Raw genomic sequence first — 16,505 nt, forward strand, 5'->3', positions numbered from 1 at the left:
ATCCTCCAAGATCATCGCTTATCAGCAGCAAGCGCAATGTTTTTAACACCTGCACCTTTCGCGGCATCCATCACTTTAACAACAGTACCGTTGTAAGCGTGTTCATCCGCTTGAATAACCAAAGAAGCATCAGGTTGTTCTAGCAACAAGTGCTCTAACGTCGCTTGGACACGTTCAACATCTACGACACGCTTGTCGATGAAAATGTCGTTTGCAGAAGTAATCGCAACAAAGATGCCTGCATCCTTTTGGCTTACTACGTTAGAAGCTTGTGGGCGATTGACTTCCACCCCTGACTCACGAACAAATGAACTGGTCACAATAAAGAAAATAAGCATGATAAAGACAATATCAAGCATCGAAGTAAGGTCTATTTGAGCCTCTTCGTTTTTAGAATGACGTCGACCGAGTCTCATCGTTGACTCCTTAAAGATTTTTCTAATTTCAATTCTAAGCGGTTACATACTTTCGCTAAGCGAGCGTGAACGAACATGCCCGCTAACGCTGCAACCATGCCTGCCATGGTTGGCAGTGTTGCTAACGAGATACCTGAAGCCATCAATTTAGGGTCACTGCTGCCTTGTGTCGCCATAACATCAAAAACAGAGATCATACCGGTTACAGTGCCTAGCAAGCCCAACATCGGGCAAATAGCGACTAACAGCTTAATAAAATTCAAGTTTTGGTTAAGCAAGATACTCGCTTGCCCTAACCAACCTTCACGAATGGCTTTGGCATGCCAAGAAGAGTGATCTTCTCTTTCATGCCATTTCGCTATCCAAGCTTGGCGTTGCTTAGGAAAGTAGAACGCAAGATAAAGCACACGTTCTACCACAAGCACCCAATACACTAGGACGACAGCCGCTAGCCACCACAGGACGAAACCGCCCTGCTCCATAAAGCTTGATAAAGACAGCAGCCAGTCACTCGTTAACCAACTCGCTGGTAATAGAGAACCCGACAAAATATCCATTACGCAGCAGTCCCAACTGGTGAAACAACAGCGTTTGATTCAACGGTCTTTTCAGCCTGCTCAGCAACAAGACCAATACCTTGCTTCTCAAGAATATTGCGAATGTTTTCTGCTTGAGTGCTAAGAATGTTGTGTGCCAGTAGAAGAGGCATTGCCGCAACCAGACCAAGTACCGTAGTTACAAGCGCCATCGAGATACCACCCGCCATAACTTTAGGGTCGCCATTACCAAACTGAGTGATCACTTGGAATGTTTCGATCATGCCGGTTACTGTACCTAAAAGGCCCAACATTGGTGCTAGTGCCGCCAATAGCTTAAGCATCGATAGACCTTTCTCTAGGTGAGTCTGCTCATCAACTACCGCTTCTAAAAGTCGCAACTCTAACGCTTCAACCGTTTGGTTTTGTTCCTTGTTGTACATCGCAAGAACACGACCTAGTGGGTTATCACCCGCTTGCTCAGGGTTCTTAAGTTGCGCGCGAATTTTCTGGCGTGCGATAGCAAGAGAGACACCACGAACTAATGCGATGATTAGACCAATAGCTAGTAGGCCAAGAATCACTTTACCAACCACACCACCCGCTTGTAGACGGTCAGTTAAACTTGGCGTAAGTGCTAATTGCTCTAGCATAAACCCGCGAGAAGGATCGACAACCACGTTAGATACTTCACCATTCGCTAACGAAGAAAGTGACGCTAACGTTGGACCATTTTGTGGTTGCTTAAGATAAGCGATCGCATCTTCACGCTGAGTGTTCCAGTTAACATAGCCTTGCTCTGTCACAAGACCAATCGAACCTAGTCGGTAAGCGTCAACCTTGTTTGTATTGCCTTCACCATTAATGAATGCAATTTGAGATTTGCTAAGCTCAGAACTCGCTTGGATCTGTTCAACCATGCTCATCCACAAACCGGTCAGCTGTGGCATTGAAGGCAGTGATTTAGCATCAATGATTTGATCAACAGTTGCAGTGTGTTCAGCACGATCAACACTATTCACGGTTGAGCTAAGCTCTGCGCCGAGTTCTTTTGCGTTTTGACGAACGACACCGAACAGCTCGCCTAAGCTACCGGTTTCTAAACGCAGCTTCTCTTCTAAGCGAGCAAGCTTGTTTTCGTTATCACTGAACGTTTGAGTCAGAACATCTGTCGCACCTTGGATAGACGTACGCTTCGCTTCAAGCTGAGCTTTGATCGCTTTCAGTTCTTGTTCTGTCTTTTTGAAATCAGCTTCACGCACTACGTTGTGAGAAGCTTGAGTTCGACTCTCTGATTTTGCTTTATTAACTAGCTGAGCCGTCGTATCTGATGCAGAGAAAGCTGAAAATGAAAGTGACGTAATGCAAAGCAATGCTGCTAATGGCTTTAAGTTCATTACTTAACCTCCGCAACAGTTAAAGAAACAGGTAAAGTAATTAGGCTTGGCGCCGCTTGTTGGCTTGCAATGTCGTAAGCTTTATCTAGCTCAGATTTCATTGAAGAATCTAGCTCTTGCCACTGATTTTGTGTTTGATTCCAAGACCAATATTGGCTGCCATTTAGGTTACGAGCCACCAAAGAGATACGACCTAGGTGCAACACGTCAGCTTCAATCGTTCTGTCGTTGCTCAATGCAACGCGGCCTTGGTAAGCACCGAGCTTGATGCCGTAGTCCATCTCGATTTGGTAAGCTTCCAGGATACGACGATACTTCTCAGCATCACTCACATCAGCACGAGTCATCATTGCTTGTAGCTTTTCTACTCTTTCTAGACGCTGTTCTTTCTTAATCGGCACGTCTTTCTCTACCAACTGTTCAAGACCATCGATCATTTGATACATCAATGGCACAACACCTTGGCGTGTGTATTTGATTTCTTCGATCTGCTCTTCAATGCTTTGAGCTTCTTGGTTTTGGCTCTCAACTAATGCAGCAAGGTGATCGTGATAGATTTCTAGGTTTTTAACTTCTTCTTGCAGACGCTCAATCTCAGCTTGCAGCATTAAAGTCGCTTGTGAGCTTTTATCAATAACCTTTTGGCTCGAAGCCGACGCGTTATTGGTCTTGTTTTGAATTGATTGAGCTTGATCCAAGCTGTTTGCCATAGAAGACGTTGCAACCAAACTGATGGCAAGCGCTAGGCTAGTTTTTAAAAGATTCATAATTGTAGTCATTTACTATAGAAGAAGGTCAAATACATTTTATTGATAAATACTATTATTGATAAGCACTCTCATTATCATTAAAAGTCACTCGCATTACTAGGGATATTTTACTGAATAGCAGAATCACGAAAGGAGAAAGCCGAAACTTTCCCCTTAGTATTTAGGCTAACAATAGTACCCTACTAACAAATTAGTATTTTACCTGTAAAGTCGCCATGTAGTTACGGCCTTCGCCGATTACTACGTCTTCAGCAAATTGGTGGTTTGAAGATGTTGAACCGCCACCCGCTAGGTATTCTTTATCAAATACGTTCTCGACTGTTAGACGCGCTACGAAATCAAGAGAATCGTCGTACTTAAGCGTGTATGCAGCACCCATATCTACACGTGCGTAGCCGTCTTTCTTGAATGTGTTCGCGCTATCGCCGTAACGAGAACCTTCGTAGATAAGACCCAGGTTCACATCAACTTCGTTTGTTGCTGCATAGGTAGACCAAACGCTTGCTGCAAACTCAGGTACGTCTACTGGACGGTTACCTTCATATGTTTCATGGTTCGTGATTTCAGCATCTAAGTACATTGCAGAACCAGACATTGAGAAGCGCTCTGAAATAAAGCCTTGTGCGGCTAGCTCAGCACCACGGTGAACTTGTTCGCCACCTTGTGTCTTCGTCCAATCGCCTGATGAAGTGTCTTCTACATCCATTGAAATGTTTTCTTGGGTAATATCGAATACCGCACCAGAAACGAATAGACGTTCGTCCATCAGTTCCCACTTAGTACCGACTTCGTAAGACACGCCCGTTGCTGCGTCAAGAAGTTCGCCATCGTTGGTGTAGTTGCGGCTTCCGCTAGACACAACACCTTGTGGTTCGAAACTTTCAGAGTAAGAAGCGTAGATACTACCGTTTGATGCTGGGTGGTAAATCAGGCCAAGCTTAGGCGCTACATTTTCTTCTGCTACGCCATCACTTACTTTACGGTCGAAACGAGCACCCGCAAGAACTTGCCATTCATCATTAATAGTAATCAAATCTTGGATGTAGAAGCCCCAAGTATCGTAAGTACTCATCTTACCTAGCGATGTTGGACCCACTGACGGCGCTGGTACTGTTGCATCTGGTACGTATTCAGCGCTGCTGAAGCGATCCATACCACGGTAATAGCTGTAGCCTAACCAGTTAGCACCGAATAATAGTTGGTGCTCTGTGCCCGCAAGATCAGCGGTTGTTGTTAGATCAACGTAAGCCGTTCTGAAACGCCATTTATCATGACGGTAGTTACCGCCTTGAGTCACGGTGCCCGTACCATCAGGATTCATATTTGAAAAGCTTGGGTAGCTTTCCATATCAATACGTTCGAAATCTTGGTAGTTGAAACCTGTTTTTAATGACCATGTATCAGTCAGGTTAGCAGCAATATCAAAACCAACGTTCTCAACATCATTCTCGATCTGTGACCACTGTGCATCCCAGATGTGCTTGTCGCTACCTACTCGGTTGCCGTCTAGTGTGTATAGTGCACCAGAATCTACGCTGCCTTCGTCGTTGGTCTTATCGTAGTGAACAGAAACCATTACGTCTTCAGTTACATCGTAATCAACGAATACACCACCAACAAAACGTTCTGTTTGTGGTTCAGTTCCGTCACCGTAAGTTCTCCAAGAGCCGTAGCTTTCTTTAGATAGAATCGCGCGACCACGTAGAGTTTCAGCGTCGTTCAAAGCGCCACTTACGTCTACCGTTGTACGAGAATGGTCATTAGAACCAATATCTTGGCTAACACTTACTTGCGTATCGTAAGTTGGTTTTTTGCTTACCATGTTGATCAAACCACCTGGTGCAGAAATACCGTAAAGAAGACCAGAAGGCCCTTTAAGTACTTCAACACGCTCTAGCAGTTCAATTGGTTGACGGTAGTGAGACCAATGTTGCTGGCCATTTTTAAGGAAGCCCGAAGAGCTTTCTACCGAGAAACCACGTAGAGAGAAACGTTCACGGTTACGACTTGTACCGCCAGCACTTACACTCGCGTCATTCTTAAGCACGTCACCAAGCGTTGTTGCACGCTGTTCATCGATGATTTGCTCATCGATTACTGAAACTTGTCCCGGAGTCTCTAATTGAGTCGCCTCCATGCGCATTGCTGTTGTGTTCGTGTCGGCTTTATAACCGTAGTCACGACCTTCAACAACCATATGCTCGTCTGTTTTTACTGTTTCTGCCAATACTGCTGGTGAAGCTAATACTGCGCCGATCACTAAAGCCAATGGGCTCTTTGAAAACATGTCCTTTACTCCGCTTTTATTCTTTTAGACGAACACTTTGTTATTTATTCGATGTGTTCGCTGAACCGTTGCCGGTACCACTGAATTATTTCGGGAGTGAATATAAGTGATAACCATTACCATTTGCATTAAATTTACATTCTTTGCATTCGTAAAGTTTTGTAAAGGCCTGTCGGTGAGTCATATTTGAGGAGTTCAACAAAACCATTCAATACAAATAGTTAAGGCTCATGGACGTAAATCGACTGGTTATCTTCACCGAATTTTTTGAAACAACGGTATTTGTTCAGTCAATTGAAGACGTGAAGATTGATAAGAAAATCATCTCTTCTTATTTACTACCTTTGAAACGACAAATTTATGTATAAAACCCTCGATGGATGTAAATTAATAGTGAATTATTTTGTTTTTATTTGTTTGATTTACACAATTATCAGTGATTTTGATCACATCTATAATTCCAAACTCATTTTTTGTTTTTCGAATTGATTATCCGACTGCTAATCTCCTGCTCACTTTGAAAAGGTATCAAAGTTATAAATAATAAGGAGTGTTCTAAATGAATACCAAGAAACCTATGTCTCTGACTGGTCGAGTAATCCTCGGTATGGTCGTAGGTATATTAACGGGATTCGCCATTCAATCCCTTTTTGCAGACAACGGATTTGTTAACAACTACATCGTTAACGGACTCTTTGAAGTGGGCGGACAAATCTTTGTCGCCAGTTTAAAAATGCTTGTTGTGCCTCTAGTCTTCGTTTCACTAGTGTGCGGTACAAGTTCTCTTAAAGACTTATCAACTCTTGGCCGTATGGGTGGCAAAACGCTTGCACTTTATATCGGTACTACTGCCGTTGCCATCACTCTAGCATTAACTATCGGTAACCTGTTCCAACCTGGAGCTGGTGCGGATCTTACTGCTGCGAGCTCTTTCAAATCAGCGGATGCCCCTTCTCTGGGCCAAGTAATCATCGACATGTTCCCAACCAACCCTATTCAGGCGATGGCTGAGGGCAAAACGTTACAAGTTATCGTATTTGCAGTGTTGTTTGGTATCGCAATCAGTGCAGCGGGCAAACCCGGTGAACGTATCGCTGCAGTTTTCTCTGATCTAAACGAAGTGATCATGAAGCTAGTTGCGCTACTAATGAACCTTGCTCCTTACGGCGTATTCTTCTTGATGGCGAAACTGTTCTCTGGCCTTGGCTTAGGTGCAATTTGGAACCTAGCAGAATACTTCTTAGTGCTTGCTGGTACTCTGCTGTTGCATGGCTTGGTGACTTACAGTGCGATGCTTAAAGGATTCACAGGTCTTAGTCCGATTACGTTCCTACGTAAGATGGAAGATGCAATCATGTTTGCATTCTCAACAGCATCTTCGAACGCAACAATTCCAGTAACTATGGAAACGGCTAAGAACCGTATGGGCGTAGACAACAAAGTCGCTTCTTTCACAGTACCACTAGGTGCAACTGTGAACATGGACGGCACTGCAATCATGCAAGGTGTTGCGACGGCGTTTATCGCGCAAGCGTACAACATCGACCTTTCAATGGGTGATTACCTAATGGTTATCCTAACGGCGACACTGGCGTCTGTTGGTACTGCAGGTGTCCCTGGTGTTGGTCTTGTTATGCTAGCGATGGTATTGAACCAAGTTGGCCTGCCGCTTGAAGGTATTGCTCTAATCATGGGTGTTGACCGCCTTCTTGATATGATTCGTACCGCTGTAAACATCACAGGTGATAGTGCCGTATCTATCATCGTTGCTAAGTCTGAAGGCGCTCTAGACGAGTCTCGCTTCAACGACCCAGCAGCAGGTGAGAAAGAAGAAGAAGTTAAGCTAGCTCGCCAACAGGCATAGTCTCGCTTATCTTATGCTCTTGTCTTCAAGCTCAGGCGTAATTAATGGCTACGCCTAGCCCATACCAAAGCGCATAAAGAAAAACGCCACTGCAGATGCAGTGGCGTTTTTATTGGGTATCGCTTAAGTCAGTACTACTGAGTTGGGACAGTTATCAATTTAAGGTAATTATCAATAGGGAAAGCTAATCACCGATTGGGAACATCAAGTTCACTCTCAGTCCACCACCTTCTCTATTCTCAGCGGTCACATGTCCATTCATCACACCCATCGCTTCTTTAACAATCGCAAGGCCTAGACCGTAACCGCCAGATTGTTTGTCTCTGGCTGATTCTATTCGTGTAAACGGGTCGAATATACCTGCAATCTTGTTATCAGGAATGCCATCACCGTCATCTTCTACAGATATGACACTGTAACGTTTATCTATGACCTGTTCACATGTCGTCACGACAACATGAGCGTTCTCACCCGCGTATTTAATGGCATTTCCGACCAAGTTGCCAATGACTCGAAGCAGTAACCTCTCATCCACGTTCACCATTGATGTCGGCGTCTCAAGGGAACCAATCAAAGTTTGATTCGGTTTTAAATCGTTTTGCATCTGCGCGATCAACATTGAACAATAGTGCTCAAGGTGCATTAAGCTTAACTTGGAGTCATAGCGAGAGGTTTCTAAACGGCTAAATTCAAGTATCTCACCCACCAGCTTGTTCATCTCTTCTGTTTCATTTTCCATTCGTTCTAGCAAACCAATGCTTTTATCATCAACCTTGCTGCGCAGCAGGTGTAGTGCGAGGTTTTGCCTTGCTAATGGTGTTCTTAACTCGTGTGAGACATCACGAATCAAACGACGTTGCTTTTCAGCCAGAGATTTAATCTCAAAGGTCATATGATCAAAATCATGTGCAAGCTCGTTGAATTCACGCGTGGTGGAGTTCAACTCCGACACCACACTGACCGTAAAGTCACCTTGAGCCAGTCTGCGGCTCGCTTCTCTCAATCGGTCCAACGGTTGCTGAAGGCTTTTGGCCATGATAATCGAGAACAGAGACAATACGACCAATGCAATCAATGCTTTAAGCATATAGGAATATGGCGCAAAAGATTTTGCGGGATGAAACTGGTGCGGTAGTTGGATAACCAGTGTTTTACCGTTATCCAGTGGTAGGCCGAAGATCGGCTTACTCACACGATCACTAAGTTGGTGATCTAACGTTCTTAAGTATTTGAGCTTAAACTCAAAATGTGGGTGCATGTGACGATGTGTGATCGGACGATTGTCTTTATCAATGACGAACAGATAATACTGCTGAGCATTACCCCAGTCCGCGAGTTCATCCATGTCCCCTTCTTCGATCAACACATTCGCTTGGTAAGCAAGGTCGAGCATTTCCGCTTTTACCGATTCTGGGACTTTAAGCAGCGCTTTCATCAAGGCTCTTTCAGCGACACCTTGCAGGATCAAAATACTCACCAAAATGACGGTCAGGTAACTGAACAGTTGGAAAGTGAGTCCGTCTTTACGCTTAGCAATAAAATCAGGGCAACGCAGCAGTTTTTTACTCATGCTCCGACCGACTCTAGGTAACTGTAACCTTTACCACGAACGGTTTTTATATGTTGTTTAGACAAACCTGCCTGAACGAGCTTTCTACGTATATTGCTGATATGCATATCTAAATTACGATCGAAGGGACACAATTCTTTCTTGAGTACATGGATTTGCAGATCAGATTTTGAGACGACAATACCGTCATTTTTGACCAAATAATCAAGCAAGTCTTTTTCAGTGCCAGTTAATGGCAAACGAGAGAGTTGTTCACACAAGCCGTGATTAGAGGAAGCTAAAGATTGTCTTTGGCGTTCAAAACCCACTCGGCGCAAGATCACCTTAATACGGGTTAAGAGTTCAGGAACATTGAAAGGTTTAGCGATGTACTGGTCGGCGCCTGCTTGGTAGCCATCGAGCATTGAGGCATCGTCGTTAAGCGCGGTTAGCATAAGAATGGGAGTAGCAAAACGCTGACAAATACGTCTTGCTACTTGAATGCCGCTTAGGTTCGGAAGCATTACATCGAGTAGAACCAAATCGACAGGGTGAGATTGAATAAACTTAAGCGCGGATTCACCGCAATGAACAGTATCAACGTGATACCCCTCATTTTCTAACACTTCACCCAGTAATTCACACAACTGAATATCATCATCAACAACTAAAACGCGAGACATTACACATACCGATAAATAAGAACTGTTTGCATTCTAATTATCGTTATTATTGATTTCAATTATAAAGTGCCCGATTTCCTCTATAGAAGAAAATCTTTTTCAATCGGTACAAATTTTGATGCAGAATCGATAAGATTTTGAGCAGTTAACCCGGGAACACCATACACTTCAACAGGCTTGCCAAAGCGCTCTTTGATTCGCTCTACAAGGATTTCGAAATCACCGTCTCCTGATACCAAAACAATCGTATCAACCGTCTCAGCAAGTTCTATCGCGTCTAACGCAATACCCACATCCCAATCGCCTTTTGCACTGCCATCTCGACGCTGAATAAACGGCTTTAACTTCACATTAAAGCCCACACCACGAAGGATATGATGAAATTGACGCTGCTTTGGATCTTGGCTTGAGATTGCGTAAGCATTAGCTGCAATAACGTTACGCCCTTCCGTGGCAACATACCAAAACTGGTTATAGTCGAAGTTAGAACGGTATTTGTCGCGCGTCGTGTAGTAAACGTTCTGAACGTCGACCAAAATTGCTATGTTTTCCATAAATTCATACCTTTAGATTTTCCGTATACCCTATTCTATTCAATTGTAAAATGCGAGTCGCTTTACTCAATAAAAATGAACCTGCCAGCTATCGTTAACGTAAATCTAATATCTTTAGCGTAAAGCTAAGTGTCTTTACGTAATCCTAACTATGCTTATTGTAAGTGGATTTGTTTTGAGCGTTTCTTAGGTGGTTCTGATCTTCACCTTCTTCTTTACGTAGCGTTCAAATCGTACTCAGGCTTAGAGTTTTTAAAGGGAGGTTGGCAATGCTGCACCGACAAACACACAATTCGATCGTAAGCATCGACACAACCAAAGCGATGCAAACTTTAAATCAACCATCAAACTCTGGTAGCTGGTTTAGTTTGCTTAAACTACTGACCATCAGCACGGTAATAATCATGAGCTTAACCATCAATTCAGTACTCGCCTACCCCGCTTATTCTCACTCAAAGCCTTTGCCACACCGCAGTGTGATTTATTTCGCTCCAAAGGAAGATTCAATCGTTAAAGAGTTTCTGAATGAAGTGTTGCTCAATAACTGTCAATTGGACGAACGAGATGTCGTCATTATGGTTATTGCTGAGAGTGGTTACACAGTCCCAACTTGGTTAGAAGAAGAGTTTAACTTAGAAGCAGTCACCAGTATTTACGAGATCCCGAAAGGATCACATACCGCTGTTTTGATTGGTAAAGACGGGAAAGAGAAGCACCGATGGAGTGGCAAAACAGATTGGAAACAGATCACCAATATCATTGACGAAATGCCGATGCGCCAACAAGAAATGCAGCGACAAGGCAGCCGCTGCAGTATTTGATTCTTGATGGACTCAGTAGTGGCTTAGAGAGCCAATTAGAAGGTCAAACGATCAAGCTTGTTTGTTAAACCAAGCAAGTTTTTCATGGAGCTGAGCCACGCTGCCTACAACAATCAGCGCTGGGCTCTTTGCGACGCTCGCAAGGTCAGCTAAATCACGTAACCCACCTCTAAACACCTTTTGTTCTTGGCGTGTACCGTTTTCGATGATCGCAACTGGCATGTCAGCTCGCATACCATTATCGCGTAGATTCTTCTGAATGTTCGGACTCTCTTTCAAGCCCATGTAAAACACGATGGTATGGTTGTGCTGAGCAAGAGATTGCCAGTCAATATCTTCGCCATCTTTCTTCAAGTGACCTGTAATAAACTGCACGCTTTGTGCATGATCACGGTGCGTCAACGGAATGCCCGCATAAGCCGTTGCTCCGGCAGCAGCTGTGATGCCCGGAATCACTTCAAATCTCACGTCATTCTCAGCTAGCGTTTCACACTCTTCACCACCACGACCAAAGATAAACGAGTCACCACCTTTTAGACGCACTACGTGTTTGTTCTCTTGAGCTTTGGTCACTAATAGTTGGTTGATCTGATCTTGCGGTACGCAGTGATGATCGAGCTTTTTGCCCACATACAACATTTCCGCTTCTGGATTAGCCATCGCCAAGATATCCTTTGATACCAAACGGTCATAAACCAACACGTCTGCTTGTTGAATCACTCGTGCCGCTTTTAACGTAAGTAAGTCTGGGTCGCCCGGACCTGCACCTACTAATGAAACAAATCCTGTGTTTCCTGTTTTAACATTCGATGGCGATACTTCTGACATGCTTTGCTCCGAAGGTTTGCTTGTTTTATCTCAAGCTTAAATCTATGTGATAAGTCACTGTATTCATGATGACTTATCCAAATCCTTAACCCTTAGACTATCAGGTGTTGATATAAATATTCAGTCTAAATACTAACGAAGATAGAAGTAATTATAACAAAACAGTCTATTGCGAGTAATTTGCGCAATGATATAAGGGCTTTCGAACTAAAAAAGCCCCAAACATGTTGTTGGGGCTCTTAATCTCATACTAAATTACGTTTCACCCTACTGAGGATTACTTAGCACCTAGAGAAGGCGCAGTTTTAGCATGAGTTAGGTATAGAGGAACACACGTCATTAATAGACCACCAACGATGTTACCTAGGATTGTTGGGATAAGGTTGAAGTTCAACCATGTCGCGATACCAAAATCAGCGCCAAGAATCATACCTAGTGGGAATAGGAACATGTTTACCACTGTGTGCTCAAATACGAGTGCGAAGAAGATGAAGATTGGGAACCACATCATTGCTACACGGCCAGATACTGTGCGTGCAGTCATGTTGCCAATCACACCTAGACATACCATAAGGTTACAGAAGATACCGCGTACGAAACACGTGATCCATCCGTCCATACCCATGTTTTCAAAACCTAGGCTACGACCTGTAGAAACAGCAATGAACTTTTGAGCAACAGCGTTTGGTTCTAAAGAGAAGTTACCCGTTAGTGATACTGCAACAAGGAAAGCAACAATCAAAGAACCGATAAGGTTACCAAGACCAACAATACCCCAACAACGTAGGATACGACCCCAAGTAATACCTGGGCGGTTGTCGAATTTCGCTAAAGGTGCAAGGCCGAATACGCCAGTTACTAGGTCATAACCCATTACACTTAGAATGACGAAGCCAACTGGGAACACAAGTGCGCCAACAAGGCCAATACCGGTTTGAACCATTGCTGTAATAGCAACAACAACCGCTAGAGAAAGGATGATACCAGCCATAGTGCTTCGAATCAGAAGATCGCGAGTACTTGTTTTCGTTTTCGCTTCACCCACATCAATCATCGTTTGAACGAATTCAGCTGGTTTGTAATCAGGAGACATAAGGTTGTCCTTAAAAAGTTTAAATTAAAAGTTAAAATTGGATAGGAAAAGGCTCTAGTTGCCGAGTTAAGGCAATATCGAGAACTAGAACCCTTGAACTATCAAATCTTACTCATCCAAAGATTAAGCAGAGATTTCTACAGCGCCTTTGGCAACACGAGCTTTGTACGCTTTCACGTTGAAGTTCTCGTCTTCCATGCACACACCTGTTGCTAGGTTAAAGCGTTGCTTCTTAAGTGGGCTTGCTACCCAAAGCTCTTCTTTGTGCTCAACAATCAAACCACGTGATAGCACGTTAGATTGGAAGTATGGGTCTGTGTTGCTAATCGCGAATACTTCTTCAGCCTCAGTTGGGCGGAAGATAGCCACTTGCTCACCACTAACCAACGCACAAACACCTGTACCTGGGATAATGTCTTCGATCTTACAAACTTTGGTAAATGCCATGATGTCGTCTCCCAATTAAACAGATTCTACGTGAATGATGTCGCCCTGATGCTTTGAAGTAATGGCTTCAGGGTGTTTCTCAGTGAATGTCGCAGGACGGTGTTGTTCACGACCATCTTCAACAAACACAACGTTATCATCGCGGTCATCAGCATTGATGAAGTGTGCAAAGCGCTTAAGTTGAGCTTCGTCGTTGATTGTATCTGTCCATTCACAAGCGAAGTTATCAACTAGGCCAGCAATGTCAGTTTCAAGTTGGTCATTGATACCAAGCTTGTTGTCTACAATCACTTCACGTAGGTAATCAACACCACCTTCTAGGTTGTCCATCCATACCGAAGTACGTTGTAGTGGCGCAGCCGTGCGGATGTAGAACATCATGAAACGGTCGATGTACTTGATTAGCGTTTCTCGGTCTAGGTCGCTTGCCAGTAAGTCTGCGTGACGAGGTTTCATACCACCGTTACCACATACATACATGTTCCAACCTGCGTCAGTCGCAATAATACCTAAATCTTTACCTTGAGCTTCAGCACACTCACGAGTACAGCCAGACACACCAAACTTCATCTTATGAGGAGTACGGATGCCTTTGTAACGGTTCTCGATCATCACGCCTAGGCCAACTGAATCTTGAACGCCGTAACGACACCAAGTAGAACCTACACATGTTTTCGCCATACGAAGTGCTTTTGCGTAAGCTTGACCCGTTTCGTAACCTGCAGCGATTAACTTCTTCCAGATTGCTGGTAAGTCATCTTTCTGAGCACCAAATAGGCCGATACGTTGTGCACCTGTGATCTTGGTGTACAAGTTGTATTCAGCAGCAACATCAGCAAGTACGCTTAGTGCTTGAGGTGTTACTTCACCACCCGCCATACGAGGGATTACAGAGTAAGTACCGTCTTTTTGCATGTTACCTAGGAAGTTGTCGTTGGTATCGTGCAGCTTCACTAATTCAGGCTTAAGGATGTGTTCACCCCAGCAAGAAGCAAGGATAGAACCTGCTAGAGGCTTACATACTTCACAGCCGTAGCCTTTACCATATTTCTCTAATAGCTCATCGAACGTTTTGATTTCTTCGATGCGAATTAGGTGGAAAAGCTCTTGGCGAGAGTATGCAAAGTGCTCACACACGTCGTTCTTCACTTCAACACCAGCTTTAGCAAGTTCAGCGTTTAGTACTGAAGTCACTAGTGGAATACAACCACCACAACCAGTACCTGCGCCTGTTACTGCTTTGATATCACCGATTGTGTGGTGACCTTCAGCAACCGCTTGAGCGATCTTGCCTTTAGTCACATCGAAACAAGAACAGATAACAGCAGACTCAGGAAGAGAATCCGCGCCAAGTGTTGGCTTTTCAGCACCAGCATGAGCAGGAAGAATCAATGCATCTGGGTGTTCTGGTAGGTCGATTTCGTTCAGCATAAGCTGTAGAAGATCACCGTAGTCAGAGGTGTCACCAACCATTACTGCACCAAGCAGCTTCTTGTTGTCTTCAGAAACGATTAGACGCTTGTAAACTTCTTGTTCTTCGTTTTGGTAAACGTAGCTCTTACAGCCAGGAGTACGACCGTTCGCATCGCCGATAGAGCCTACTTTCACGCCCAAAAGCTTAAGCTTCGCAGACATGTCAGCACCTTCAAATGTGCTTTCGTTACCAACAACGTGGTCAACCGCTACCGTTGCCATTTTGTAACCTGGAGCCACTAGGCCGTAGAACGTTTGGTTCCAAGACGCACACTCACCGATTGCGTAGATGTCTTTGTCTGTCGTTTGACAGTGATCATTAATCTCGATACCGCCACGTGGTGCAATACCCAGCCCCATTTGACGAGCAAGTTTGTCTTGTGGGCGAATACCAGCAGAGAATACGATGAAATCAGTTTCTAGCTCTGTACCGTCTGCAAAGCGCATTACGTTACGAGCTTCAGTGCCTTCAGGAGCAATCTCAAGCGTGTTCTTACTTGTATGTACGTTAACGCCCATACGTTCGATTTTTTGACGAAGTTGGTTACCACCCGCTTGGTCAAGCTGCTCAGCCATTAGCTTTGGAGCAAACTCAACAACGTGCGTGGTTACACCAAGAGCTTTTAGTGCGCCTGCAGCTTCAAGACCAAGCAAACCACCACCAACAACCACACCAGATTTAGAATTCTTAGCGGTTGCTTCGATAGCTTTCAAGTCTTCGATTGTGCGGTAAACGAAACAGTCTTTACCTTCGTTACCTTTGATTGGCGGAACGAATGGGTATGAACCTGTAGCAAGGATTAGCTTGTCGTATTGAATTTCACGACCAGTACTTGAGTAAACTGTTTTCTTTTCACGGTTAACGTTAATAGCACGCTCACCGATCAGCATGTTGATGCCGTGTTTCTCGTAGAAGCCTTCTTTAACTAAAGAAAGTTCGTCCGCAGTATGGTGTGAAAAGTAAGAAGAAAGGTGTACACGATCATAGGCTACGCGAGGCTCTTCACAGAAGACTGTGATGTCCATGTTAGCAACGTCTGTCTTCTCGACTAAATCTTCGATATAGCGATGGCCGACCATCCCGTTACCGATTACGACTAGCTTCATCTTGCTCATAAGAATTCCTGAAGGTTATATATTTCTTAACTGAGCGAATAATGAATTATGAAAGAAAATGAAAATATGATGTAAATCAATTACGAAATCGAACTACCCTAAAGGGGTAGGACAAAAGAGGTAGATCTGCTGATTTATCATACGAAGCAAACTAATAACCGTAGGTTTAATAAGGTTTAGCGGGGTTTTATATACACTTTCGTGCAGTAGATAAGATGTTGTAAAGTTTCACAATAGGTTAGCAGTAACACAAGTAAATGACAATCATTTTCATTTGTGGTCATAATAAGTGTAATAACTCATGAAAGCGTTACAGGATCATGAGCAACTATGTATAAATATGAAGAATTTAATGACGCAAAAGACAGTCGCCCTTTTCCATTCCCCACTCATTCCACTCACAAACGGCGCAATTGGTTAACAGATGCTGTTGGTTGTTTAGCAAATGATAGGTTTACATAAGGAAAAGACCGGCACAAAAGTGATCTGATATAGCTTGTTCCTAGTGGTGCTACTGATTAGAGAGCATACGTGGAAGTTTGAACATAGCATGAGGGTTTAGAATTTCAGATAGCAAAAAGGCCAGCATTTCTGCTGGCCTTTCAACTTTGAATAGTGGAGGCGCCTCCCGGAGTCGAACCGAGGTCCACGGATTTGCAATCCGCTGCATA

14 protein-coding genes are annotated in these 16,505 nt (G+C 43.9%); 2 read left to right on the forward strand and 12 right to left on the reverse strand.

Annotated features, from left to right (window positions below):
• Positions 1-11: 11 nt before the first annotated feature.
• The 5 genes from AB6D58_RS15140 to AB6D58_RS15160 all read right to left on the reverse strand — a co-directional run bounded on the left by AB6D58_RS15140 (position 12) and on the right by AB6D58_RS15160 (position 5,406).
• Positions 12-416, reverse strand: a complete 405-nt coding sequence (locus AB6D58_RS15140) for a biopolymer transporter ExbD (protein WP_004739212.1) — start codon at positions 414-416, stop codon at positions 12-14.
• A complete protein-coding gene (locus tag AB6D58_RS15145) occupies positions 413-973 on the reverse strand; it encodes a MotA/TolQ/ExbB proton channel family protein (RefSeq protein WP_010429842.1) in 561 nt (186 codons plus the stop codon). Before AB6D58_RS15145 ends, AB6D58_RS15140 begins: the two co-directional genes overlap by 4 nt.
• Positions 973-2,349 carry a MotA/TolQ/ExbB proton channel family protein gene (locus AB6D58_RS15150; RefSeq protein WP_102394360.1) on the reverse strand — a complete coding sequence of 459 codons (1,377 nt, stop codon included), beginning with the start codon at positions 2,347-2,349 and terminating at the stop codon, positions 973-975. The genes AB6D58_RS15145 and AB6D58_RS15150 overlap by 1 nt, the downstream gene beginning before the upstream one ends.
• Positions 2,349-3,116: a DUF3450 domain-containing protein gene (locus tag AB6D58_RS15155; RefSeq protein WP_017062550.1), complete on the reverse strand. Its 768-nt coding sequence runs from the start codon at positions 3,114-3,116 to the stop codon at positions 2,349-2,351. Before AB6D58_RS15155 ends, AB6D58_RS15150 begins: the two co-directional genes overlap by 1 nt.
• A gap of 193 nt (positions 3,117-3,309) precedes the next feature.
• A complete protein-coding gene (locus AB6D58_RS15160; protein ID WP_104216031.1) occupies positions 3,310-5,406 on the reverse strand; it encodes a TonB-dependent siderophore receptor in 2,097 nt (698 codons plus the stop codon).
• 559 nt (positions 5,407-5,965) lie between these two features.
• Between AB6D58_RS15160 and AB6D58_RS15165 the strand changes: the two genes are divergently transcribed.
• A complete protein-coding gene (locus AB6D58_RS15165) occupies positions 5,966-7,270 on the forward strand; it encodes a dicarboxylate/amino acid:cation symporter (protein WP_017062553.1) in 1,305 nt (434 codons plus the stop codon).
• A gap of 184 nt (positions 7,271-7,454) precedes the next feature.
• Here AB6D58_RS15165 and AB6D58_RS15170 read toward each other — a convergent pair whose 3' ends face one another.
• From AB6D58_RS15170 to AB6D58_RS15180, 3 genes are all read right to left on the reverse strand, one after another.
• On the reverse strand, positions 7,455-8,840 hold the full coding sequence (locus AB6D58_RS15170) for a histidine kinase sensor domain-containing protein (RefSeq protein ID WP_372157676.1): 1,386 nt from the start codon (positions 8,838-8,840) through the stop codon (positions 7,455-7,457).
• Positions 8,837-9,502, reverse strand: a complete 666-nt coding sequence (locus AB6D58_RS15175; RefSeq protein WP_372157679.1) for a response regulator transcription factor — start codon at positions 9,500-9,502, stop codon at positions 8,837-8,839. The genes AB6D58_RS15170 and AB6D58_RS15175 overlap by 4 nt, the downstream gene beginning before the upstream one ends.
• Positions 9,503-9,582: 80 nt before the next feature.
• Complete coding sequence (locus tag AB6D58_RS15180; protein WP_010429860.1) at positions 9,583-10,056, reverse strand: NYN domain-containing protein; 474 nt, start codon at positions 10,054-10,056, stop codon at positions 9,583-9,585.
• Between the two features lie 323 nt (positions 10,057-10,379).
• On the opposite strand from AB6D58_RS15180, the gene AB6D58_RS15185 reads away from it, so the two are divergent.
• Positions 10,380-10,877 (forward strand): DUF4174 domain-containing protein, encoded by a 498-nt coding sequence (locus tag AB6D58_RS15185; protein ID WP_050546503.1) that lies wholly within the window; start codon positions 10,380-10,382, stop codon positions 10,875-10,877.
• 51 nt (positions 10,878-10,928) lie between these two features.
• Here the strand turns inward: AB6D58_RS15185 and cobA are convergent, their stop codons facing one another.
• From cobA to nirB, 4 genes are all read right to left on the reverse strand, one after another.
• Positions 10,929-11,705 (reverse strand): uroporphyrinogen-III C-methyltransferase, encoded by a 777-nt coding sequence (gene cobA / locus AB6D58_RS15190; RefSeq protein ID WP_372157682.1) that lies wholly within the window; start codon positions 11,703-11,705, stop codon positions 10,929-10,931.
• A 277-nt stretch (positions 11,706-11,982) separates the two neighbouring features.
• On the reverse strand, positions 11,983-12,798 hold the full coding sequence (locus AB6D58_RS15195; RefSeq protein ID WP_017062558.1) for a formate/nitrite transporter family protein: 816 nt from the start codon (positions 12,796-12,798) through the stop codon (positions 11,983-11,985).
• Positions 12,799-12,921: 123 nt separating this feature from the next.
• Positions 12,922-13,245, reverse strand: a complete 324-nt coding sequence (gene nirD, locus AB6D58_RS15200) for a nitrite reductase small subunit NirD (protein WP_017062559.1) — start codon at positions 13,243-13,245, stop codon at positions 12,922-12,924.
• 15 nt (positions 13,246-13,260) lie between these two features.
• Positions 13,261-15,834 (reverse strand): nitrite reductase large subunit NirB, encoded by a 2,574-nt coding sequence (nirB, locus tag AB6D58_RS15205; RefSeq protein ID WP_372157684.1) that lies wholly within the window; start codon positions 15,832-15,834, stop codon positions 13,261-13,263.
• Positions 15,835-16,505 lie beyond the last annotated feature (671 nt).

This window comes from Vibrio sp. 10N.239.312.D08, assembly GCF_041466145.1.
GTDB lineage: Bacteria > Pseudomonadota > Gammaproteobacteria > Enterobacterales > Vibrionaceae > Vibrio > Vibrio crassostreae_C.

What these genes read in the sequence shown, in the direction of transcription:
- AB6D58_RS15160 (WP_104216031.1), bottom strand. Translation starts at nt 5,406, where the DNA reads ATGTTTTCAAAGAGCCCATTGGCTTTAGTGATCGGCGCAGTATTAGCT.
- AB6D58_RS15185 (WP_050546503.1), top strand. Translation starts at nt 10,380, where the DNA reads ATGCAAACTTTAAATCAACCATCAAACTCTGGTAGCTGGTTTAGTTTG.
- AB6D58_RS15150 (WP_102394360.1), bottom strand. Translation starts at nt 2,349, where the DNA reads ATGAACTTAAAGCCATTAGCAGCATTGCTTTGCATTACGTCACTTTCA.
- AB6D58_RS15165 (WP_017062553.1), top strand. Translation starts at nt 5,966, where the DNA reads ATGAATACCAAGAAACCTATGTCTCTGACTGGTCGAGTAATCCTCGGT.
- nirD (WP_017062559.1), bottom strand. Translation starts at nt 13,245, where the DNA reads ATGGCATTTACCAAAGTTTGTAAGATCGAAGACATTATCCCAGGTACA.
- AB6D58_RS15170 (WP_372157676.1), bottom strand. Translation starts at nt 8,840, where the DNA reads ATGAGTAAAAAACTGCTGCGTTGCCCTGATTTTATTGCTAAGCGTAAA.
- AB6D58_RS15195 (WP_017062558.1), bottom strand. Translation starts at nt 12,798, where the DNA reads ATGTCTCCTGATTACAAACCAGCTGAATTCGTTCAAACGATGATTGAT.
- AB6D58_RS15180 (WP_010429860.1), bottom strand. Translation starts at nt 10,056, where the DNA reads ATGGAAAACATAGCAATTTTGGTCGACGTTCAGAACGTTTACTACACG.
- AB6D58_RS15155 (WP_017062550.1), bottom strand. Translation starts at nt 3,116, where the DNA reads ATGAATCTTTTAAAAACTAGCCTAGCGCTTGCCATCAGTTTGGTTGCA.
- AB6D58_RS15145 (WP_010429842.1), bottom strand. Translation starts at nt 973, where the DNA reads ATGGATATTTTGTCGGGTTCTCTATTACCAGCGAGTTGGTTAACGAGT.
- AB6D58_RS15140 (WP_004739212.1), bottom strand. Translation starts at nt 416, where the DNA reads ATGAGACTCGGTCGACGTCATTCTAAAAACGAAGAGGCTCAAATAGAC.
- AB6D58_RS15175 (WP_372157679.1), bottom strand. Translation starts at nt 9,502, where the DNA reads ATGTCTCGCGTTTTAGTTGTTGATGATGATATTCAGTTGTGTGAATTA.
- cobA (WP_372157682.1), bottom strand. Translation starts at nt 11,705, where the DNA reads ATGTCAGAAGTATCGCCATCGAATGTTAAAACAGGAAACACAGGATTT.
- nirB (WP_372157684.1), bottom strand. Translation starts at nt 15,834, where the DNA reads ATGAGCAAGATGAAGCTAGTCGTAATCGGTAACGGGATGGTCGGCCAT.